Source organism: Cryobacterium sp. TMT4-31, assembly GCF_004403385.1.
GTDB lineage: Bacteria > Actinomycetota > Actinomycetes > Actinomycetales > Microbacteriaceae > Cryobacterium > Cryobacterium zongtaii.
This window is the reverse complement of sequence record NZ_SOGI01000028.1, coordinates 1-22,259: the sequence shown is the minus strand read 5'-3', so window position 1 is coordinate 22,259 and position 22,259 is coordinate 1. Positions and strand designations below refer to the sequence as shown.

The following is a 22,259-nucleotide window of genomic DNA, read 5'->3' as shown; positions in this document are numbered from 1 at the left end:
AACTAATAGGAGAAAAATCATGGCAAAGCTTTCCACTGAAGAGCTGCTCGAGCAGTTCAAGGGCCTCACCCTCATCGAGCTCTCCGAGTTCGTCAAGGCATTCGAGGAGACCTTCGAGGTCACCGCGGCTGCACCCGTCGCCGTCGCCGGAGCCGCTGGCCCCGCCGCCGCTGCCGAAGAGGTCGAAGAGCAGAGCGCGTTCGACGTCATCCTCGACGCCGTCGGCGACAAGAAGATCCAGGTCATCAAGGTTGTGCGCGAGCTCACCAGCCTGGGCCTCGGCGAGGCCAAGGCCGTTGTCGATGGCGCGCCGAAGGCCGTCCTCGAGGGCGTTGCGAAGGAAGCTGCCGAGAAGGCAAAGGCTTCCCTCGAGGCCGCTGGCGCCACCGTCACCCTCAAGTAATCTCGCCCCGCAAGGGGTTAGTTGCTCGCACGGGCGTCGCATCCATTGGATGCGGCGCCCGCTGCCGTTAACCCGCGAACCGTGAGAAAAGCACCAAAACTCTCGAGTTTCTGGGGCTTTCCTCACGGGTCGCGGGCGATTCGGCCTGTATATGGTGGGGGGATGCCCGCAGCACTTCCTGACATCCTCGGGGACCTCGTGTCCGTCAACCACCGGCTCACCCGCGTCGCGGCCCGTGCAGCGCGCGGCACGGAATCGCCCGCTCTGTGGCGCACCCTCAGCGTGCTGCTCTCCAGCGGCCCGATCCGCCTAGGCGACCTGGCCGAGCGCAGCCGGGTCTCGCAGCCCACCGCCACCAAGCTGGTGGGCAGCCTCGTCGACCGAGGCTGGGTCGAACGCGCCGGCGACCCCGACGATGCCAGGGCCAGCCTCATCGCTAGCACCCCGGCGGGTGTCGCGGCTCTGATCGCCTGGCGGACCGAGCTGGTCGCCGCCCTGCTGCCCTACTTTGCCGACCTGCCCATCGACGATGTCGGCACCCTCGAACGCGCCGTCGCCATCCTGCGCGACAGGGTCGAGGCCGGCGAGCGGATGGCCGCACCGCACCGCGTAACGCCGCCGGACCGGATGGCGGCGCCGCCCCGCCCGGCCTCCGAGCCCCGGTGACCGCCCATTCAGCGTGTGCGGCCGGCCCGGTTAGTGCGAGCGGTGGTCCTGGATGGTCATGCGCGGGCCGCGGCGCGGGGCGCGGTAGCCGCTGCCCAGGATGAGGCGCACCACACGCTGGCGGTGTCCCGCGAAGGGATCGAGCAGTTCGAGCATGCCGTCGTCGTCGACGGGGGATCCGGTCAGGGCCCAGCCCACCTGGGCGGCCAGATGGTAGTCGCCCACGCTCACCGAATCGGGGTCGCCGTGCGAGCGCTGAGTCACCTCCGCGGCGGTCCAGCGGCCGACGCCGGGCAGGGACTGCAGCCGTCGTGAGGCCGTGACGGCGTCGACGGGCCGGTCGAGAGATGCCGCCACGGCCGCAACAGAAACGGCCGTGCGTGAGCGGCGCGGATCGACGCCGGCCCGGTGCCAGTCCCACGACGGCACCAGGCGCCAGCGTTCCGGTCCGGGGGAGACCATCATCCCCGCTGGTGCGGGGCCAGGGGCCGCCTCGCCGTGCTGGCGGATGAGCCGGTACCAGGCACGGTGGGCCTCGAGAGTGGTGACCTTCTGTTCGATGATTGCCGGGATCAGCGCCTCGAAGACCAGCCCGGAGCTGCCCAGCCAGACGCCGGGGTTACGGCGGCGGACCTCGGCAAGAACACCGTGGCCGCCGAGGTCGAGTCCGGTCCAGTCGTCGCCGTCGCCCAGCAGGGCGGGTACCTGGGCGATGCACCACTCGGCGCCCGGTCCCCAGGCCTTGGCGTCGACGCCGCCGTCGGCGGCCTGCCGAAGCAGCAGGGTCGCCGGTCCGAGCGGGGTGCGTTGGGTGCGCCAGAGCCCGGCGGCATCGGCGCGGGCGGTGGGGTCGCCGCGACCGCGACTGTGCGGGGCCATGGTGGCCGCCAGGTCGAACGGGCGCCGGGGTGCGTACCGGGTGGATGCCCGGGGGGTGGCATCCCGGTCCGTGCCGGCGCTGGCGTCGTCTGAAGGGTCGGAAATCATCCCCTCGAGGCTAACCCGCGCCGCTGACGGTCTGGGGCGACCACCCCAACTGTTGCGCACGGCAACAGTTGCGGAGCCGGGTCACCGGGTCACCGGGTCACCGGGGTGCGCTGGTGCTGGAGCGCATGACCAGGTTGGTCGGCGCCCTGGTGAGCCCGGGTGTGACCGGCGCCGACGGCTGCTCGAGCGCACCCAGCAGGGACTCAACGGCCATCCTGGCCTGGTTGCGCGGGTGCTGTTCGATGGTGGTGAGCCGGAACATCTCGGCATACGGATGGCCGTCGATGCCGATCACCGAGAGCTCGGACGGGATCAGGATGCCGAGCTCCCTGGCCGCGACAATGAGGCCGAACGCGATCTCGTCGCTCGCCGCGAAGACCGCCGTCGGCCGCCGGTGCGGATTACCGAACAGCGCCAGACCGGTCTCGTACCCCCCGGGAACCGTGAAGGCGCAGGGGGCGAAGCGGCCATCCCTGGACAGGCCGGCGGCGTGCATGGCCGAGTTGAAACCGGTGAGCCGTTTGGTGTGCACGGCAAAGTCCATCTGGTCCACCTGATCACCGCCGACATGACGGATGTCGGTGTGCCCGAGGCTGATCAGGTGTTCGGTGGCCAGGCGCGCGGCCGCGATGTCGTCGATCGCGATGGTATGCACGCCGGGGATCTCACCGCCGATGCCCACCAGAGGACGGCCCAGCCGGTGCAGGAGCTCCACCTCGGCATCGCTGAGCTCGACGCCCACGGAGATGACACCGTCGAACCGCTTGCGGGCGAGGAAGAAATCGAAGACCCGCTCCCGTTCGGCCGAATGTGCGGGGAGGTTGTAGAGCGTCATGTCGTAGCCCTCGGCGAGCAGGGACTGCTCGAGGCTCTCCAGGATCTCGGAGAAAAACCAGCGGCTGATGAAGGGAATGATCACGCCGATGCTCTTGGTCCGGCCGGTCACCAGGCTGGCCGCATTGGGCGAGGCGACGTAGCCGATCAGGGCGGCGGCGTCGACCACCTTCTGACGCGTTTCGTCCGACACGTAGCCCCGGCCGCTGAGCGCCCGGGAGGCCGTGGCCTTGGCGACGCCGGCCATGCGTGCTACATCCGCGATCGCGCTCATGCCAGCCTCCCCGTCGTTGGAACCGCTCTGGCCACCATATCTCCTCGGCGGCCGGGCTGGAATCGGTTCCAGAAATTCGACACCGAAGTGTGACCGGTTTGAAGCGTCGTTGGCATGAGAGCGCGATCTTTGTCAATCTGTAACCATATTGGGCTTGTGTCGAACGAATCTGTGCCGTACTTTGTGGTGTGGAACCGGTTCCTTGTGCAACCGTTTCCAGCACGACGAGCAGTTCCTGCAGCACCTTGGTGTTTGTCCGGGGGATCCCGGCGCACCGCAACCACTCAACGAGGAGGAAGAATGCGGTCATTCCACCGCCGAATCACAGCACCCATCGCCATGGTCGCGATTGCCGGGCTGACATTGGCCGGCTGTTCCGGTGGTCCCGGCAGCACGAGCGCCGAAGCCGGAGCCGAGGGTGACGGTGTCGTCACCGTCTACGGCACCATCGCTGACACCGAGGCCGAGCTTCTCGAAGAGTCCTGGAAGGCTTGGGAAGAAGAGAACGACATCGACATCCAGTACGAGGCGTCGAAGGAATTCGAAGCTCAGATCGCCATCCGTGCTCAGGGCGGCAGCGCTCCAGACCTCGCGATCTTCCCGCAGCCCGGCCTGATGGCCGACCTCGCCAGTCGCGACTTCCTCAAGCCGGCCCCCTCGTCCGTTGAAGACAACGTCGACGAGTTCTGGTCGTCCGACTGGAAGGCATACGGCACCGTCGGCGACACGTTCTACGGCGCTCCGCTGATGGCCAGCGTCAAGGGCTTCGTCTGGTATTCCCCGGCCAAGTTCACCGAGTGGGGTGTCGAAGTTCCCGAGACCTGGGACGAGCTCCTCGCCGTGACGAAGACCATCCAGGAGAAGACCGGCAGCGCCCCGTGGTGCGCCGGATTCGGCTCTGGTGACGCAACCGGTTGGCCGGGCACGGACTGGGTCGAGGACCTCGTTCTGCGTGAGGCCGGCGCTGAGACCTACGACAAGTGGGTTGCCAACGAGATTCCGTTCACGGACCCGGCGATTGCATCCGCATTCGACTCCGTCGGCGAGATCCTGCTGAACCCGTCCTACGTCAACGCCACCTTCGGCGATGTGAGCTCGATCAACAGCATCGCGTTCGGTGACGTAGCCACGCCGCTCGCCGAGGGCACCTGCGCCCTGCACCACCAGGCCTCCTTCTTCGACGGCTTCATCACGGATGCCGGCGGCGAGGTCGGTCCCGACGGTGACGTGTGGGCCTTCATCACCCCGGCCCAGGAGGCCGGCAGCCAGGCTGTCACCGGTGGTGGCGAGATTGTCGGAGCGTTCTCGGACGACGCAGACACCCAGGCCGTGCAGACGTACCTCTCCAGCGATGACTGGGCGAACAGCCGCGTCAGCCTCGGCGGGGTCATCAGCGCCAACTCGGGTCTCGACCCGGCCAACGCGCAGAGCCCGATCCTGCAGGAAGCCATCAAGATCCTTCAGGACTCGGAAACCACTTTCCGCTTCGACGCCTCCGACCTGATGCCCGGCTCCGTTGGCGCCGGCACCTTCTGGAAGGGAATGGTCAACTGGATCAATGGAGCCCCGACGGGTGAGGTGCTCACGAGCATCGAAGCCGGCTGGCCCTCCAACTAGTCTGGTTCGACAACCGGCTCGTCTAACAGCCCAACCGTGCGGGTCGTCCTCTGAGGAGGGCGACCCGCACCCCCTACTGGTGTACCGGGGCGGTGGTATTCCGCCCCACCAGCAAAACACTGTGAGTCCGCAGTCGTACTCGAGAGGTTTCACATGTCGGCATTCCTTGCCTGGCTGGCTGACTTGCCGCCCCTGGTTCAAGTCCCCATCATCATTCTCGCGTTCGTGGCCCTGGTGGCCGCGATCCTGTTCTTCGTCGAAATAGCCCCGCGAACGGGCACCGTTTACACCGTCATCCGTCTCGCCGTCTGCATCGCCGCACCCCTGCTGATCCTGGTCGCTGCCGGATCGTACTGGTGGGCCATCGCCGCGGCTGCCGTCCTCGGTGGGGTCTTCTTCATCGTCGACTACCGCTCGCGCTCCGGCGCCGGCTACCTCTTCCAACTCTTCGGCTTTCTCGCGCCGGCCATCCTGCTCCTGATCGTCGGCCTCGTCATTCCGACCATCCAGACCACGGTGCAGGCGTTTATGAACTCGCGGGGAACCGAGTTCATCGGCTTCGACAACTTCATCTGGGTGTTCACGCAGCCCGAGGCCATCCGCACCGTACTCAACACGATCGTCTGGGTGCTCATCACCCCGCTCGTATCGACGATCGCCGGCCTGGCCTACGCGGTCTTCATCGACAAGAGCCGCGGTGAGAAGTACTTCAAGATCATGGTCTTCATGCCCATGGCCATCTCCTTCGTCGGGGCGTCCATCATCTGGCGCTTCATCTACACGGCGCGTCCGGCCGACCAGAATCAGATCGGCCTGCTCAACCAGATCGTGGTGTGGCTCGGCGGCAACCCCGTCGACTTCCTCGCCGTCGCACCCTGGAACACGGTCTTCCTGATCGTCGTGCTGATCTGGGTGCAAACCGGATTCGCCATGGTGGTGCTCTCCGCGGCCATCAAGGGTGTGCCGGCCGAGCAGCTGGAGGCCGCCGAACTCGACGGCACCAACGCGTGGCAGAAGTTCACCAACGTCACGGTTCCCGGCATCCGCAGCGCCCTCATCGTTGTCCTGACGACGATCTCCATCGCCTCCCTCAAGGTCTTCGACATCGTCCGGACCATGACGGCAGGCTCCAACGACACGAGCGTCATCGCGAACGAGATGTACACGCAGTTCAAGAACTTCGAGCAGGGCCGGTCCGCCGCCTTCGCCGTGATCCTGTTCCTGCTCGTCCTTCCGATCGTCGTCTACAACGCCCGCCAGATTCAGAAGCAGAGGGAAATCCGATGAGCGCGATTCTTCCGGTGGAGCTCCCCGTCGACAAGAACACCAAAAACCAGCTCCGCCGCGGCGAACGCCGCGGGGAGTTCACCGCGGCCAAGCGCACCAAGAAGCGGTTGACCAGCCGGGGCGCCACGATCGCGGCACTCGTGATCGCTGTGCTCTGGACGGTGCCCACCTTCGGTCTCTTCGTCTCCTCGTTCCGCCCGGCCCAGGAGGTGCGCACCACCGGATGGTGGACGCTCTTCTCGAACTGGGGCCTCACCCTCGACAACTACAGCGAGGTGCTCCAGGCCGGTAACAGCCAGCTGAACCTGGCCGGCGCTTTCATCAACTCGATCGCGATCACCCTGCCGGCCACGCTGCTGCCCCTGATCATCGCCAGCCTCGCGGCCTACGCGTTCGCGTGGATCAACTTCCGCGGCAAGAACGTGCTGTTCATCGCGGTTTTCGCGCTGCAGATCGTTCCGCTGCAGATGGCCCTGGTGCCGCTTCTGCAGTTCTTCTCACGGGGTGAGATCTTCGGCTTCCCGGTGGTCTCCTCGATCAGTGACGCCGGCGGCTATTCGCAGGTGTGGATCGCACACACGATGTTCGCTCTGCCGCTGGCCATCTATCTGCTGCACAACTTCGTGTCTGAGATCCCCGCCGACGTCATCGAGGCGGCGCGGGTCGACGGCGCCGGTCACGGGCAGATCTTCTTCCGGATCGTGCTGCCGCTGACCATGCCCGCGATCGCGTCCTTCGCCATCTTCCAGTTCCTCTGGGTCTGGAACGACCTGCTCGTGGCGCTGATCTTCGCGGATGGCGCGGTGGCACCGATGACCAAGCTGCTGGCCGAGATCACCGGTAGCCGGGGCCAGGACTGGCACCTGCTCACAGCGGGCGCGTTCATCTCGATCCTGGTTCCGCTGATCGTCTTCTTCAGCCTGCAGCGCTACTTCGTGCGCGGCCTGTTGGCCGGTTCCACGAAGGGCTAACTTCCTCACCTGGCCGGGCCGGCACTGGACTCGGCTGCGACGGACCGGTCCCGGATTTCCGGGGCCGGTCCGCTGTCTTAGAGTGAGACCATGAGCGGATCGCACGGCACGGGCGGACGTCCCCCTGAAGAGTTTCGTGGCCGCCGCAACCGCGTCAGCGGTGACGACCCGGCCGCCCAGAAGGCGCAGAACGCCGAAGCGCCCGAGATTCCCAACCTGTTCGACCGCATCAGGGCGCTGTTCGCCCCGCACGCCCGGAAGCTCACCGTCACCGTCATCCTGGTGCTGATATCTGCGGCACTGTCGGTGCTTCCGCCGCTGCTGATCCAGCGCGCGTTCGACGAGGGTCTGTTCCCGCCCTCTGGCGGCCCGGACCTGCAGCGGCTGACCGTGCTGGTGGCGCTGATGATCGCGGCCTATCTCACCACCGCGCTGCTGGGCGTCTGGCAGACCTGGCTCACCGCAACCGTGGGCAACTCGGTGATGGGTGAACTGCGGGTGCGGCTGTTCACCCACCTGCAGGCGATGGAGCTGAGCTTCTTCACCCGCACCAAGACCGGCGTGATCCAGTCCAGGCTGCAGAACGATGTCGGCGGGGTGGCGAGCGTGCTCACCAACACCGTCTCCAGTGTGCTCGGCAACGCCGTCACGGTGATCGCCGCGTTCGTGGCAATGCTGCTGCTCAACTGGCAGCTGACGATCGTGGCCGTGATCCTGATGCCGATCTTGGTCTTCGCACAGCGCCGGGTGGGCCGGGTCCGGGCCCGCATCGCGGGCAAGACCCAGGAGTCCCTCTCCGACATGACCGCGATCACCCAGGAGACCCTGAGCGTGTCCGGCATCCTGCTGTCCAAGAGCTTCACCCGGCAAAAGGCCGAGATCGCCCGGTACGCGCACGAGAACGACAACCAGGTGCACCTGCAGGTCAGCCAGCAGATGAGCGGCCAGTGGTTCTTCGCCATGGTCAGCATCTTCCTGTCCAGCATCCCGGCCATCGTCTACTTGGTGGCCGGCCTCCTCCTCACGAACAGCGCCACCGACATCACCGCGGGCACCGTCGTGGCCTTCACCACGGTTCAGGCGCGGCTGCTCTTCCCTTTGCTGGGGCTGATGCGGGTGGCCCTGGACCTGCAGACCTCCAGCGCACTCTTCGCGCGAATCTTCCAATACCTCGACCTCACCCCCGCCATCAGCGACGCTCCCGGTGCCCGCCCGGTGCCCGCAGTCACCGGTCGGGTGCAGTTCGACGCCGTCACCTTCGCCTACCCGGATGCCGACGCCGACGCCCGGCCGACCCTCGACGCGGTCTCGTTCACGATCGAACCCGGCGCGTTCGCCGCCTTCGTCGGGCCCAGCGGCGCGGGCAAGACCACGGTGTCGTACCTGATCCCGCGCTTCTACGAGGCGACGGGCGGCCGGGTGCTGTTCTCCGGGGTCGACGTGCGTGACCTCGAGCAGGAGTCGCTGGTCTCCCACATCGGCATCGTGAGCCAGGAAACCTACCTCTTCCACGCGACCATCGCCGAGAACCTCCGGTACGCCAAACCCGAGGCCACGGATGCCGAGCTCGAGATCGCCGCGCGGGCCGCGAACATCCACAACACCATCGCGTCTTTCCCGGACGGCTATGACACCGTGGTCGGCGAGCGGGGCTACCGGCTCTCCGGCGGCGAGAAGCAGCGGGTGGCCATCGCCCGGGTGCTGCTGAAGGACCCTGAGGTGCTGATCCTCGACGAGGCGACCAGCGCCCTGGACGCGATCTCCGAGCGGGTAGTGCAGGCCGCCCTCGATACCGCTTCCCGGGGGCGCACGACCATCGCCATCGCCCACCGCTTGTCGACGATTGTGACCGCCGACGTGATCTTCGTCATCGACCACGGTCGCGTCGTCGAGGCCGGCACCCACCAGGAGTTGCTCGCCGAGGGTGGCACCTACGCATCCCTCTACGCCGAGCAGACCCCCGTGCAGGCTCGCGAACTGTGAGATAGGCCCAGAAAACCTCGAGTTTCTGGTGCTGAGGTCACGGCTCGCGGTCGGCGAGCATGGACTCCATGAGGGTGATCTCGGCCTCCTGGGAGATGATCACCGAGTTCGCAAAACCGAGCACCGAGGTGTTGTTGGCGCGATCTTGCACCGACTCGGCCATTTCGACGGCGCCCAAGTGGTGGGCGATCATCAGGGTGAGGAACCGGCGCTCGGCGTCGACTCCCGTCGACGCGGTGAGGCCGGCGATCTGCTCGTCGGTGGCGAGCCCGGGCATCGGGGCGCCCGGGGTGTGGGTTCCCTCGGGGTGCGCGTGAGAGGTGTCCGAACGGCCGGGCCGGGTCATCCAGGTCATCGAGGGTTCGGGGCCAGCCTGGGACAGGTCCCACTCGGTGAGCCAGCCGTAGAGCTGGCCGGCCTGCTGCGCCTGGGTAGTGGCGATGTCGTAGCCGAGCAGGCGCACATCCGCCGCCTCGGTGCGGTCGCGGATGATCATGGCCAATTCGACCCCCTGCAGGTGGTGCACCTGCATGTCGCGCGCAAAACCGGCCTCGGCGCTGGTCGATGTGGGCGTGGGATTGTCGATGGTGCTCAACCGGCCGACGGAGAAGCCGACCAGGCCGATCGCGACGGCCGCAATCGCGGCCGTGACGACCAGCGCGGCACGCCGGGCCGAGCTACGCCTTTCCGGGGGCATCGTAGGCGCCGGTGCAGAGCGCGCCGGGTTCGGGAACGTTGTTGCTCTTCCAGTGCTCTTCGAAGAACGCGGCGATGCGCTCATCGTCGGCCGAGTCGACCTGCAGCTGCACGTTCCAGCCGCTCACCACGATGGGGGCGGGCAGGCCGTCGAACGGCGAGAGGATCACGTAGGTGGACGGGAGCGCCTGCTTGAGCGTGGCCAGCTCGTCATCGGACATGGCGGGGTCGTAGGTCACCCAGAGGGCACCGTGCTCGAGGGAGTGCACGGCGTTCTCGTTCGGCACTGGTTCGGTGTAGACGCCGCAATTCAGCCAAGTGGGATTGTGGTCGCCGCCGGCGGGCGGAGTCTGCGGGTACGAGACGGGGGTCTCCACGTGCAACGAGGCGTTCTCGAACGTTTCCACACCGTCGATGTCGGCACCGTCGCCACCGGCGGAGTAGCTCGCGCTCTGCGGGGTCAGCACGATCGAGGTGATCAGCAGGCCGATGACCGCGACGGCCACGGTGATCCCGCTGATCAGGCCGATGCGCCGGTTGCGGGCGCTGCGTTTTTGATCGCGGTGGTACTGCTCGAGCTTCTGGGCGCGCTGCGCCGCCCGTTGCTGCTTGACGCCGGGCTTGGGCGACGAAGATCCGGATGTGCCGGTGGGCGGGGCAGGGGTCACGAGGGGCCTCTTTCGTTTGCTGTGCACTTATTCGAACGCATGCACCGGTGCGTGGGCTTCCTCGGTTTGTGATCTCACAGATGCTTCACAGGCTGGCCGCGCCTCCCGGGCGGCGACTAGAGTGAAGGAGTGATCACCCTGACGTCGTGTCCCTGTTGCTGCTTTCGCTAGCCGACCCGCACACTCACACTCTCGGTACCAGGACCGCCCACCCAGGCCAGCGGCCACGCCTGCATCGTCCCGCGACACGTCGATCGACGTAAGGATCCCATCATGAAAATCGCCGACACCATTCTCGACCTCATCGGCAACACGCCGCTGGTCAAGCTGCACAAGGTCACGGAGGGCGTGTCCGCCACCGTGCTGGTCAAGCTCGAATATCTCAACCCCGGCGGGTCCGCGAAGGACCGCATCGCGACCCGCATCATCGACGCCGCCGAGCGTGACGGGCAACTGCTGCCGGGCGGCACCATCGTCGAGCCGACCTCCGGTAACACCGGCGTCGGCCTGGCCCTGGTGGCCCAGCAACGCGGCTACAAGTGCGTATTCGTGCTGCCGGACAAGGTGGGCGAGGACAAGCGCAACGTTCTCACCGCCTACGGCGCCGAGATCGTCGTGACACCGACATCCGTCGCCCCCGACGACCCCGAGTCGTACTACAGCGTGTCGGACCGCCTCGCCCGCGAGATCCCCGGCGCCTTCAAGCCCAACCAATACGCCAACCCGAACGGCCCGCTCAGCCACTACGAGTCCACCGGCCCGGAGATCTGGCGCGACACCGACGGAACGGTCACCCACTTCGTCGCCGGCGTCGGCACCGGCGGCACCATCACCGGAACCGGCCGCTACCTGCGGGAGGTGTCGAACGAAGCCGTGCGCATCATCGGCGCCGACCCCGAGGGGTCGGTCTACTCCGGCGGCACCGGTCGGCCCTACCTCGTCGAGGGCGTCGGCGAGGACTTCTGGCCTGGCGCGTACGACCCGGCCGTTCCGCACGAGATCATCGCGGTCTCCGACGCCGACTCCTTCGCCATGACCCGCCGTCTCGCCCTCGAAGAGGGCATCCTGGTCGGCGGCTCCAGTGGCATGGCGGTCGTCGCGGCGCTGCGGGCCGCGAAGGACCTGCCTGCCGACGCCGTCGTGGTCGTGCTGCTGCCGGACGGCGGCCGCGGCTACCTGGGCAAGATCTTCAACGACGGCTGGATGCGGAGTTACGGCTTCTCGAATGCGCCCGCCGGTCACACCGTCGCCGACCTGCTGCACTCCAAGACCGGCACCCTTCCGGCGTTCGTCTATGTGCACCCGAACGACACCGTGCGCGACGCCATCGAGACCATGACCTCGGCGAGCGTGTCACAGCTGCTCGTACTGACGGCCAAGCCGCCCGTCGTGATGGGCGAGGTTGTCGGTGCGCTCGACGAGCGCAGCCTGATGGGCCGGGTGTTCTCCGGCGAAGCCCAGCTCACCGACAAGGTCGGCTCGATCGTGGGCGACGCCCTGCCACTGATCGGCGTGAACGAGCCCGTCGGTTCGGCGCGCGCCGCGTTCGCCGAACACGATGCGCTGCTCGTCACCGACGGCGGCAAGCCGCTCGGCGTGATCACCCGGCACGACCTCCTCACCTACCTCAGCGTCTGAAAGCGATAACACCATGAGCCAGTCCGAGAACCAGAAGTTCAACACCATCGCCATCCACGCCGGTCAGGAATTCGACCCGACCACCGGCGCCGTCATCCCGCCGATCTACCAGACCTCCACCTACGTGCAGGACGGCATCGGGGGACTGCGCGGCGGCTACGAGTACAGCCGCGGCGGCAACCCCACCCGCACGTCACTGGAAACTATGCTCGCCGCACTCGAAGGCGGCCGGCACGGGCTGTCGTTCGCCAGCGGCCTCGCCGCCGAGGACAGCCTGCTGCGCGCGGTCCTCGTTCCGGGTGATCACGTGGTGCTCGGCAACGACGTCTACGGCGGCACGCACCGGCTGATCAACCGGGTGCACGGCGCCTGGGGTGTGCGCAACACGACGGTGGAGATGAGCGACCTGACCGCTGTCGAGGCCGCGATCCTCCCCGGCGAAACGAAGATCCTCTGGGTGGAGACGCCGAGCAACCCGCTGATGAAGATCAGCGACATCGCCGGCCTCGTCGAGATCGGCCACCGCCACGGCGTGCTCGTGGTCGTGGACAACACCTTCGCGTCCCCCGCCCTGCAGCAGCCCCTCGCCCTCGGCGCCGACGTCGTCGTGCACTCCACCACCAAGTACCTCGGCGGACACTCCGACGTCATCGGCGGCGGCCTGGTCATCAACGATGACGAGCTCGCCGAGAAGGTCAAGTTCATCCAGTTCGCGGCCGGCCCGGTGTCCGCGCCGCTGGACGCCTGGCTCACCGTGCGCGGCATCAAGACCCTCGCGGTGCGGATGGACCGGCACAGCAGCAACGCACTCACCATCGCCCGGTACCTCCAGACCCACCCCGCCATCGAGAAGGTCTACTACCCGGGCCTGGAAAGCCACCCCGGCCACGAGCTGGCCAAGGCACAGATGAGTGCCTTCGGCGGCATGCTCTCCCTGGCGTTCCGCGGCGGCGAAACCGCGGCCCGGCGGTTCGCCGAGTCGATGCACCTGTTCCAGCTGGCCGAATCGCTCGGCGGCGTCGAATCGCTGGTGAACTACCCGTCCGAGATGACCCACGCCTCGGTGCGCGGAACCGAGCTCGAAGTGGCCACCAACATCGTGCGCCTGTCGGTGGGCATCGAAGACATCGACGACCTGCTGGCCGACCTCGCTCAGGCCCTGCCCAGCGCCTGAGGCCGGCGCCGGGTGGTGCTGTGGCAGCACGCGGTCACTCCGGGGTGGCGGGAAGTCGATGAACCATGTCAGTTCTGCCATTGGCGGGGCCGTGCGGATCGGGCACACTGGACCCAAGGGAGCGGTTTTACTCCCAACCAGGTCTTTTTCCCCTCCCCGTGACCGATCAGAGAGAACTCCTATGCCGGCTTCCGCCTCCAGCTTCGTCGACCTCAGCCACGAGATCAGCGCGGGGCTGGTGACCTACCCCGGACTGCCGGCGCCGGTGATCACACCGCACCTCACCAGGGCGGATTCGCGCAGCCGTTACGCGGAGGGCACCGAGTTCGCCATGGACACCATCACGATGATCGGCAACACCGGAACGTACCTCGACAGCCCGTTCCACCGGTACGAGGGCGGGGTCGACCTGGCCGGGCTGCCGCTCGAGGCTCTCGCCGACCTGCCCGCACACGTGTTCCGCTGCGAGCAGGCGTCGGAGCGAGGGATCCCGGCGGCTGCCTTCGACGGCCTGAACCTCGGTGGAACCGCCGTTCTGCTGCACACAGGGTGGGACCGCCACTTTGGCACGGCAGCTTACGCGAGCAGTGCGCCGTTCCTCACCGGGGACGGCGCCAGGGCGTTGGTGGCCGCCGGCGCGACCCTGGTGGGAATCGATTCCCTCAACATCGACGACACCGAGTCCGGCGGGGAGCGGCCGGCGCACTCACTTCTGCTGGCCGCGGGGATCCCCGTGGTCGAGCACCTCACCGGGCTCGGCGGGCTCCCCGACCGGGGAGCCCGATTCACCGCCGTGCCACCGCGGGTGCGGGACTTCGGCACCTTCCCGGTGCGGGCGTTCGCCCGGCTGCCCTGACCCTGCAACTGTTCCCCGTGCGGACACGTGCGCCCGGTGCGCCGGGAACAGTTGTCCGCACGGGGAACAGTTAGCCGCTATCGGACGCTGTGCACCACGCGGGTGAGTCCGGCCGGTACCAGGACGGTGCCGTCGACCGTGGCCTGGGTGAGCAACTCGGTTCCGGAGGCCGGCCAGGACTGGTCGGCATCCGTGTGGTTGATCACGAACAGGAACTCGTCGGTGTCGGTGGACCGGATGATGGTCTCGACGCCGTCGATGCCGCGGGCCGCCTCGATGCCGGCGGTGTTGAGGACGTCCAGCAGCAGGGAGTCCAGGTCGGTTCCGGTGAGCTTGGTCGAGATGTACCAGGCCGACCCCGCACCGAACGCGTTGCGGGTGAGGGCCGGTCCGCCGGCGGCCGGGCCGTCCACGTACCGGGCCAGCACCTCAGCGGTGGAGACCTCGATGTCGTCGGTCCAGGCGGTTCCGGTGCGGGAATCGCTGAGGGTGACGGTCTCGTTCTTGTGCAGGGGCAGGAACTCCGGGATGGTCAGGCCGAGCACCTCCCGGAGCGCGCCGGGCGCGGCTCCCGGGTAGACGGTGTCGTTCTCGTCGACGATGCCGGAGAAGTAGGAGACGACCAGGTGGCCGCCGTCCCGCACGTAGCCGGTGAGGTTCTCCGAGGCCGCCGGACCGGCGAGGTAGAGGCTGGGCGCGATAACGAGGTCGTAGCCGGTGAGGTCGTCGCGCGGATGCGCGAAGTCCACCGACACGTTGCGGTTCCACAGCGCCGTGTAGAAGGCCTCGAGGCGTTCGCGGTGGCCCAGTTCGGCGCTCGGGCGCCATTCGAAGTCCTGTGCCCAGAACGACTCGGTGTCCCAGAGCAGCGCGACGCGAGCCTGCACGCGGGAGCCGCGCACGGCCTCGAGGGACCCGAGGGTTTCGCCCAGGGCGACGACCTCGCGCCAGACCCGGGTCTCGGCTCCGGCGTGCGGCAGCATCGCGGAGTGGAACTTCTCAACGCCGAACCTGGAGGCCCGGAACTGGAAGAACAGGATGCCGTCGGCGCCGCGGGCCAGGTGGGAGAGTGAGTTGCGGGCCATCTCGCCGGCACGCTTGGCGATGTTGCGGGGCTGCCAGTTGACGGCGCCGGTGGAGTGCTCCATCAGGATCCACGGGGCGCCGCCGGCCAGCGACCGGGACAGGTCGGCATCCATGGCCAGCAACACATGGTTGTCGGCGCGTTCGGCCACCAGGTAGTGGTCGTTGGCGACGATGTCCACCTCCCTGGCCCACTTCCAGTAGTCGGGGGAGAGGCAATTGGTGGCCATGAAGTTGGTGGTCACGGGGATGTCCGGGGTGAACCGGCGGATGACATCGCGCTCGTTGATGTAGCACTCGAGCAACGCGTCGGAGGTGAACCGGTGGAAGTCCAGGCGCTGCGCCTGGTTGCTCACCGAGGCCGACTGGCGGGGCGCGTCGATCTCGTCCCACTCGCCGTACACCTGTCCCCAGAAGGTGGTGCCCCACTTCTCATTGAGGGTGTCAAGGGTGCCGTAACGCTTCTGCAGCCAGACCCTGAAGGCGGCGACGGAGTGGTCGTCGTAGGAGTCGCTGATGGGCGCACCGTACTCGTTGTGCACGTGCCAGAGCACAAGGGCGGGGTGGTTCGCATACCGGCGGGCGAGCTGCTCGGTGATGGCCGCGGCGGCCCGGCGGTAGTCGGGGCTCGACGGGCTGACCATGCCGCGGGAACCGTTGCCCAGGGTGATGCCGTCCCGGGTGACCGGCCGGGAGTCCGGGTATTTCTTCCAGAACCAGGCCGGCGGGGCCGCGGTGGGCGTGGCGAGGTCGATGTCGATGCCGGCCTCGTGCAGCAGGCCGAAGATGTCGTCGAGCTTGCTGAAGTCGTATTCGCCCTCGCGTGGCTCCAGGATGCCCCAGGCGAAGATCGCGATGCTGACCAGGTTGATCCCGGCCTGCTTCATCAGCTTGATGTCTTCCAGCCAGGTCTCGCGGGGCCACTGCTCCGGGTTGTAGTCGCCACCGTAACGAAGCCCGGTCGTGCCCTTCAACCACCGGTCTGTCGCGGGCGCTCTGGCGGGGAATGGGGTGTGGATCGACATTGGTCTAAGGCTCCTTCAACTGTGTGCGCTCCCAGTTCTAGCACAGCCGATTGGCATAATCCAGATCAAGACCGCATGTTGACAAGGCTAGAAATGTGTGAATTACTAGTACCGCTCCCAGTCGAGCCCGAGTTTTCTCGATACGACAGCTGGGCGCCACCACACAGCACCCAGCTTTCATCAAGGAGGACGAATGCGCACGTCAATTCGGGTAGGGGCAGTGGCCATGGCCACGGCCGCCGCACTGCTCATGTCAGGTTGTTCGGCAAACACGGGCGGGGGTGACGACGGCCCGGTCGAGCTGAACTACTGGGCCTGGGCCCCGAACCTCGAAGAGGTCGTTGACATCTGGAACGCGGAGAACCCCGACATCCAGGTCACCGTGCAGAAGCAGGACGGCGGCGACCCCGCCATCACCAAACTGCTCACGGCCATCAAGGCCGGCAGCGGTGCACCCGACCTGATCCAGGCCGAGTACCAGAAGATCCCCACCCTGGTCTCCTCCGACGCTCTCGCCGACCTGTCCGAATACGGCGCCGGCGACGTCCAGGATGCCTTTGCCGACGGCGTCTGGGACTCCGTCACGCTCGGATCCGACGCGATTTACGCGATCCCCCAGGACAGCGGACCGATGATGTTCTTCTACCGGGCCGACATCCTCGAGCAGCTCGGCCTGGCCGTGCCCACCACCTGGGACGAATACGCCGCCGTCGCCCGCGCCGTGCACGCTGCTGACCCGGCCAAGTACCTGGGCACCTTCTCGTCCAATGACGCCGGCTGGTTCACGGGCATGGCCCAGCAGGCCGGTGCCTCCTGGTGGGGCATCGACGGTGAGGCCTGGAGCGTCGACATCGCCGAAACCCCCACCGAGACCGTTGCCGGTTACTGGGGCGGCCTCGTAGAAGAGGGCGTCATCGACAACAAGCCCATGTACACGCCCGAGTGGAACGCCGGCCTGAACAACGGCGAACAGGTGGGCTGGCTGAGCGCCGTCTGGGCACCCGGCGTGCTCGGCGGCAACGCTGCAGACACCGCCGGCCTCTGGAAGGCCGCGCCGATGCCGCAGTGGGATGTCGACGCGCCCGCGACGGGCAACTGGGGCGGATCGTCAACGGCCGTCACCACGCAGTCCGACCACCCGGAGGAGGCCGCCAAGTTCGCCACCTGGCTGAACACCGACGCCGAAGCCGTCCAGGCCCTGGTCACCACGGCCGGGATCTACCCCGCCGACGCCGAACAGGCCAAGGCCGCGCTGACCTCCCCGCCGGAGTTCTTCAGCAACCAGCCGGACTTCTACGAGGTCGCCGCGGAGGTGGCCGACACCGTGAGCCCGTTCACCTACGGACCGAACGTGAACGTGGCCTACAGCGCCTACAACGACGAGTTCGCGAAGGCGGCCGACGCCAAAACCCAGAGCGCCTTCCTCGATGCCGTCACTGCCATGCAGAAGATCACCACCGACGACATGAAGAAGAGCGGCTTCACGGTCGAATAGACGCGGTCGAATAGACGCGGTCGGGTACCGTCGCGTCTCGCCCCGGAGAGTCCGCCGGCCCACCGGCCGGCGGACTCCCTCCACCATCCATCACCACCCCAGATCGTGTCGATTGAGGACAACCCGTGACAGTGACAGAGGCCCCCGTGGCCACCCGGAGCAGCACCCCGACGGTTCGCCGGGGACGCGGCACCTTTCGTTCAAGGGTGCTCGTGCCCTACGCCATGCTGGCCCCCGGCATCATCCTGTTCGTGGCCTTCATGGCCGCGCCCATCGTCTACACGCTCTTCCTGAGCTTCCAGAAGACCAAGGTGTCCGGCCTCGGCCTCGGCTCCGGCGCTCGCAGCACGGTCTTCGCCGGCATCGACAACTACGTCACGACCCTCACGAACACCGAATTCGGCGCCAGCGTCGGACGAGTGCTGGTCTACGGCTTCATCCTGATCCCACTGATGCTGGGCCTCGCGCTGCTCTTCGCCCTGCTGCTGGATTCCCGCCGCACCCGCGCCGCCGGCTTCTCCCGCACCGCCATCTTCCTGCCGTACGCCGTTCCGGCCGTGATCAGCTCCCTGCTCTGGGGCTTCCTCTACCTCCCCGCCGTGAGCCCGTTCTACTTCGTCTTCGACAAGCTCGGCTGGGACGTGCCCTCGCTGCTCTCCTCCGGCGGGGTCACCTTCGCGATCGCCAACATCGCCCTCTGGGGCGGCGTGGGATTCAACATGATCGTGATGTATACCTCCCTCAAGTCGGTACCGTCCGACATCTACGAAGCCGCCAAACTGGACGGAGCCAGCGAGATCCAGATCGCACTGCGAATCAAGGTCCCCATCATCGCCCCGGCGATCGTGATGACCGCGCTGTTCTCGATGGTCGCCACCCTGCAGGTGTTCGCCGAGCCCACCACGCTCCGCCCGCTCACCAACTCGCTGTCCACCAGTTGGTCGCCGCTGATGCTGGTCTACCGGGATGCGTTCACCCGCGACGACATCTACTCCGCCGCCGCCACCTCGATCGTCATCGCCCTGGTGACCTTCGCCTTCTCATTCCTGTTCCTGCGCGTCGTGCAGAAACGCGCCTTCGGCCAGGAGGACTGACCCATGACAACCACACTCACGCCCACCCGGCCCGACCGCGCCCAGCGCAAGGCCGAGCGGGCCTCGGCCCGCACCTTCCGGCAGAAGGCCAGCCCGGTGTCCACCGGCATCCTCATCATCGGTGCGATCTACTGCCTGTTCCCGGTCTTCTGGGTCCTGATGGCGTCGAGCAAGGACAGCTCCGAACTGTTCTCCACCTTCACGCTGATGCCGAGCACCCACCTGTGGGATAACATCGTGCAGCTCAGCCAGTACCGCGACGGCCTGTTCTGGCGCTGGGTGCTCAACACCGCGATCTACGCGGGCGTCGGCGCCCTGGCCTCCACCTGGATCTCGGCGATCTCCGGCTATGTGCTGGCCAAGTTCGAATTCCCCGGCAAGAAGGTCGTCTTCTCGATCCTTCTGATGGGCGTGCTGGTTCCCGGCGTCATCCTGGCCATCCCGCAGTACTTCCTGCTGGCCGAGGTGGGCCTGACCAACACCATGTGGTCGGTGCTGCTGCCCCAGATCATCAGCCCGTACGGCATCTACCTGGCTCGCATCTACGCCGCCGCCTCCGTGCCCACCGAGGTCATCGAGGCCTCCCGCACCGAGGGCGCCGGCGAGCTGTACATCTTCAACCGCATCGCCCTGCCGATGATGGGCCCGGGCCTGGTGACGATCTTCCTGTTCCAGTTCGTGGCGGTCTGGAACAACTTCATGCTGCCCTACATCATGCTCGGCGACGACAAACTGTTCCCGGTGACCGTCGGCCTGAGCGGCCTGCTCAACCAGGGCGCATCCGCACCGTCGATGTACACCCTCGTGATCACCGGCGCGCTGCTGTCGATCATCCCCCTGATCATCCTGTTCCTCGTTCTGCAGCGCTACTGGAAGGTTGACCTCGCGGCCGGTGCGGTCAAGGCCTGACGGTCGCTAGGCTTCACTCGTGACCCCGCCACCCGCCAAGCGCCGGCCGACCATCGATGATGTGGCCGCCGCTGCCGGCGTGTCCAGGGGCACGGTGTCCAGGGTGCTCAACGGCGGCCACTGGGTGAGTCCGGATTCGCTGGCCTCTGTCAACAGCGCGATCAAGAAGACCGGTTACCGGGTCAACCCGCACGCCCGCAGCCTCGCCACCAGCCGGGCGAATTCGGTGGCGTTCCTGCTCACCGAATCACACGACCGCCTCTTCGAAGACCCGAACTTCGCGGTGCTGATGCGCGGGGCGTCGAAGGCGCTGTCCGAACACGACATCTCGCTCGTGCTGATCATGGCCGGTAACGAGGACGAACAGCGCCGGGCGACCGAGTTCATCACCGCCGGTCACGTCGACGGGGTGCTGCTCGTGTCCTCGCACAGCGGCCGGCGCGGCCTGATCTCCGAGATCATCGCCGCGAACGTGCCGGCCATCGCCTGCGGCGTGCCGCTGGGCTTTGAGAGGAAGATGGGTTACGTCGCCGCGGACGACTACGAGGGGGCCAGGGAAATGGTCCGCTATCTGCACGGGCTCGGCCGTTCCCGTATCGCGACCATCGCCGGACCGGAAGATACCTCTGGAGGCATGCGTCGGTTCGAGGCATATGCCGACGAACTCGGGGCGGCCTTCGACCCGAGTTTCGTGGCCCGCGGCGACTACAGCCGGGTCAGTGGGGCGCTGGCGATGACCGAGCTCCTGGAGAGCCAGCCCGACCTCGACGCCGTCTTCGCGGCGAATGACATGATGGCGGCCGGCGCCATCGACGTGTTGCTGGCGTCCGGCCGCCGGGTACCTGACGACGTCGCCGTCGGCGGCTTCGACGACGCCCCAGTGGCGACCATGACCATTCCGGGTCTGACCACGATGCACCAGCCGTTCGAGAGGATCAGCGAGGAAATGGTGCGTTTGCTGCTGCGAGTCATCGATGGTGAACGGCCCGCCGCCATCGTGCTGCCCACCGATCTGGTGGTGCGCGAGAGCGCCTGAGTCGAGTGCGCTTCCGCGACAAGGTGCCCTTGTGACTGTCACATGGCTCCATTGCTGGGGCATGTGACCGTCACATCGTGCACTTCGTCAAGGCGCGTCGCGTGCATAATTGGGGTGCGTCCACAATTGTGACCGTGCACATTCGAACGAGGCCTCCTCCCGTGCCAGCTGATCTGCCCAAGAGTCGCGCACCCAGCATCCGGGATGTCGCGCGCCTTGCCGGCGTGTCGCACCAGACGGTCTCCAGAGTGCTCAACAACCACCCGAGCATCCGTGATTCGACCAAGGCCCGCGTGCAGCAGGTCATGGAGGACCTGCAGTACCGCCCCAACCGGGCGGCCCGTGCCCTGTCCCGCGGCACGTCGCGCACCATCGGGGTACTCGCGGCGTCGAGTTCGCAATACGGACCGGCCAGCAGCATCGCCGCCATCCAGGATGCCGCCCGCGAAGCCGGCTACTACGTCAACACCGCCAATCTCACCTCCGTCGACCCGGACACCATCGAGGCCGCCCTTGACCACCTGATGCTGCAGTCCGTGGAGGGAATCGTCGTCATCGCCCCGCAGATGCGGGTCTTCGACGTCCTCGAACAGCTCTCCATCGCCGTGCCATACGTGACCTTGCAGTCCACCGGGAAGCTGAATGAACACGGCCTGTCTTTCGACCAGATCTCCGGTGCCCGGGCCGCGACCCGGCACCTCATCGACCTGGGTCATCGCAATATCTACCATCTGGCCGGTCCGCAGGACTGGATCGAGGCCGAGGCCCGCATGCGCGGCTTCCTCGACGAGATGGGGGCGATGGATGTGCCGACCACGGCGCCCATCCTGGGCGACTGGACCGCCGACTTCGGCTACTACGCCGGCCGCGAGCTGTTGCGGGTGCGCGATTTCACCGCCATCTTCTCGTCGAACGACCAGATGGCGCTCGGCCTGATGCATGCCATCAGGGATGCCGGACTGAGCATCCCGGGCGATGTCAGCGTGGTCGGCTTCGATGATATTCCGGAAGCGGCACATTTCTGGCCGCCGCTCACGACGGTGCGGCAAGACTTCCCCGAACTCGGTCGACGCTGCATGGCGCTGCTGCTCGACGACATCAGCGCCGTCTCCCCAGAGCGCCGCGGCGCCATCATCCCCGAGCTCGTCGTGCGGGCGTCCACGGGCCCGCCGGCGTTCTGACCGGCACCATCTGGCGCCAGGTCGGGCCCCTGATCAAGGCTGTTACCCAAAGGTGATAATCCGAACTTGACAGATGTTTCCCAGATGCGACTAACATGAGGTCAGCAATGTGACCGTTCACATTTGAAGTTTCACCCGTAGCACCTCAGACAAGGGAGTCGATTCTGTGAGCACGTCCACCGCGCAGCGCGCCGCACAGGCCGCAGCTGCAGACGAGTCTTACGCCTCCGGAATCGGCAACCCTGCAGCTGCCGCGGTGTCGGTATGAGCACCTTCGGCCCGCAGATCGAGGTCGCGATCGCGCGTGTGCGGGCGGATATCGCTCGGCTGCATGGTGAGTTGACGGCCAATGGCTTGGTGGTGTGGACCGGCGGTAACGTGT

19 protein-coding genes are annotated in these 22,259 nt (G+C 67.0%); 14 read left to right on the top strand and 5 right to left on the bottom strand.

The genetic code is table 11. From position 1 onward, the window contains the following. Window positions 1-19 precede the first annotated feature (19 nt). Window positions 20-403, top strand: a complete 384-nt coding sequence (gene rplL, locus E3T19_RS06240) for a 50S ribosomal protein L7/L12 (RefSeq protein ID WP_066592329.1) — start codon at window positions 20-22, stop codon at window positions 401-403. A 162-nt stretch (window positions 404-565) separates the two neighbouring features. Further along, entirely contained in the window at window positions 566-1,069 is a 504-nt protein-coding gene (locus E3T19_RS06235; RefSeq protein WP_134408363.1) for a MarR family winged helix-turn-helix transcriptional regulator, read from the top strand. Between the two features lie 30 nt (window positions 1,070-1,099). Here E3T19_RS06235 and E3T19_RS06230 read toward each other — a convergent pair whose 3' ends face one another. Together E3T19_RS06230 and E3T19_RS06225 are read right to left on the bottom strand one after the other, a co-directional pair. After that, window positions 1,100-2,056: a DNA-3-methyladenine glycosylase gene (locus tag E3T19_RS06230; RefSeq protein WP_088455042.1), complete on the bottom strand. Its 957-nt coding sequence runs from the start codon at window positions 2,054-2,056 to the stop codon at window positions 1,100-1,102. Window positions 2,057-2,153: 97 nt separating this feature from the next. After that, window positions 2,154-3,164 (bottom strand): LacI family DNA-binding transcriptional regulator, encoded by a 1,011-nt coding sequence (locus tag E3T19_RS06225; protein ID WP_088455043.1) that lies wholly within the window; start codon window positions 3,162-3,164, stop codon window positions 2,154-2,156. Between the two features lie 300 nt (window positions 3,165-3,464). Between E3T19_RS06225 and E3T19_RS06220 the strand changes: the two genes are divergently transcribed. The 4 genes from E3T19_RS06220 to E3T19_RS06205 all read left to right on the top strand — a co-directional run bounded on the left by E3T19_RS06220 (window position 3,465) and on the right by E3T19_RS06205 (window position 9,022). Continuing rightward, window positions 3,465-4,781 (top strand): ABC transporter substrate-binding protein, encoded by a 1,317-nt coding sequence (locus E3T19_RS06220; RefSeq protein ID WP_088455044.1) that lies wholly within the window; start codon window positions 3,465-3,467, stop codon window positions 4,779-4,781. A 153-nt stretch (window positions 4,782-4,934) separates the two neighbouring features. After that, window positions 4,935-6,068 carry a carbohydrate ABC transporter permease gene (locus tag E3T19_RS06215; RefSeq protein ID WP_103460512.1) on the top strand — a complete coding sequence of 378 codons (1,134 nt, stop codon included), beginning with the start codon at window positions 4,935-4,937 and terminating at the stop codon, window positions 6,066-6,068. After that, the gene (locus E3T19_RS06210; RefSeq protein WP_088455046.1) at window positions 6,065-7,039 is read left to right on the top strand and encodes a carbohydrate ABC transporter permease; all 975 of its coding nucleotides are present in this window, start codon (window positions 6,065-6,067) and stop codon (window positions 7,037-7,039) included. The genes E3T19_RS06215 and E3T19_RS06210 overlap by 4 nt, the downstream gene beginning before the upstream one ends. A gap of 90 nt (window positions 7,040-7,129) precedes the next feature. After that, the gene (locus E3T19_RS06205; protein ID WP_134408362.1) at window positions 7,130-9,022 is read left to right on the top strand and encodes an ABC transporter ATP-binding protein; all 1,893 of its coding nucleotides are present in this window, start codon (window positions 7,130-7,132) and stop codon (window positions 9,020-9,022) included. A 37-nt stretch (window positions 9,023-9,059) separates the two neighbouring features. Here E3T19_RS06205 and E3T19_RS06200 read toward each other — a convergent pair whose 3' ends face one another. After that, window positions 9,060-9,719: a DUF305 domain-containing protein gene (locus tag E3T19_RS06200; protein ID WP_134408361.1), complete on the bottom strand. Its 660-nt coding sequence runs from the start codon at window positions 9,717-9,719 to the stop codon at window positions 9,060-9,062. After that, the gene (locus E3T19_RS06195; protein ID WP_088455049.1) at window positions 9,700-10,386 is read right to left on the bottom strand and encodes a DUF3105 domain-containing protein; all 687 of its coding nucleotides are present in this window, start codon (window positions 10,384-10,386) and stop codon (window positions 9,700-9,702) included. The genes E3T19_RS06200 and E3T19_RS06195 overlap by 20 nt, the downstream gene beginning before the upstream one ends. 273 nt (window positions 10,387-10,659) lie before the next feature. Here E3T19_RS06195 and E3T19_RS06190 point away from each other — a divergent pair, with 273 nt between their 5' ends. From E3T19_RS06190 to E3T19_RS06180, 3 genes are all read left to right on the top strand, one after another. Then, window positions 10,660-12,024: a cystathionine beta-synthase gene (locus tag E3T19_RS06190; protein ID WP_088455050.1), complete on the top strand. Its 1,365-nt coding sequence runs from the start codon at window positions 10,660-10,662 to the stop codon at window positions 12,022-12,024. 13 nt (window positions 12,025-12,037) lie between these two features. Next, the gene (locus E3T19_RS06185) at window positions 12,038-13,198 is read left to right on the top strand and encodes a cystathionine gamma-synthase (protein ID WP_088455051.1); all 1,161 of its coding nucleotides are present in this window, start codon (window positions 12,038-12,040) and stop codon (window positions 13,196-13,198) included. Between the two features lie 181 nt (window positions 13,199-13,379). Beyond that, window positions 13,380-14,054, top strand: coding sequence for a cyclase family protein (locus E3T19_RS06180; RefSeq protein ID WP_241980044.1), 675 nt, complete (start codon window positions 13,380-13,382; stop codon window positions 14,052-14,054). Between the two features lie 77 nt (window positions 14,055-14,131). On the opposite strand, the gene E3T19_RS06175 is transcribed toward E3T19_RS06180, so the two are convergent. Further along, window positions 14,132-16,162 (bottom strand): beta-galactosidase, encoded by a 2,031-nt coding sequence (locus tag E3T19_RS06175; protein WP_134408359.1) that lies wholly within the window; start codon window positions 16,160-16,162, stop codon window positions 14,132-14,134. A 193-nt stretch (window positions 16,163-16,355) separates the two neighbouring features. On the opposite strand from E3T19_RS06175, the gene E3T19_RS06170 reads away from it, so the two are divergent. The 5 genes from E3T19_RS06170 (at window position 16,356) to E3T19_RS06150 (ending at window position 21,877) form a co-directional block, all read left to right on the top strand. Beyond that, complete coding sequence (locus E3T19_RS06170; RefSeq protein ID WP_134408358.1) at window positions 16,356-17,657, top strand: ABC transporter substrate-binding protein; 1,302 nt, start codon at window positions 16,356-16,358, stop codon at window positions 17,655-17,657. A gap of 224 nt (window positions 17,658-17,881) precedes the next feature. Further along, the gene (locus tag E3T19_RS06165; protein ID WP_088457822.1) at window positions 17,882-18,751 is read left to right on the top strand and encodes a carbohydrate ABC transporter permease; all 870 of its coding nucleotides are present in this window, start codon (window positions 17,882-17,884) and stop codon (window positions 18,749-18,751) included. Window positions 18,752-18,754: 3 nt separating this feature from the next. After that, window positions 18,755-19,660 carry a carbohydrate ABC transporter permease gene (locus E3T19_RS06160; protein WP_088455055.1) on the top strand — a complete coding sequence of 302 codons (906 nt, stop codon included), beginning with the start codon at window positions 18,755-18,757 and terminating at the stop codon, window positions 19,658-19,660. 19 nt (window positions 19,661-19,679) lie between these two features. Beyond that, on the top strand, window positions 19,680-20,696 hold the full coding sequence (locus E3T19_RS06155) for a LacI family DNA-binding transcriptional regulator (protein WP_088455056.1): 1,017 nt from the start codon (window positions 19,680-19,682) through the stop codon (window positions 20,694-20,696). Window positions 20,697-20,857: 161 nt separating this feature from the next. Next, window positions 20,858-21,877: a LacI family DNA-binding transcriptional regulator gene (locus tag E3T19_RS06150; protein WP_103460502.1), complete on the top strand. Its 1,020-nt coding sequence runs from the start codon at window positions 20,858-20,860 to the stop codon at window positions 21,875-21,877. Window positions 21,878-22,259: the final 382 nt, after the last annotated feature.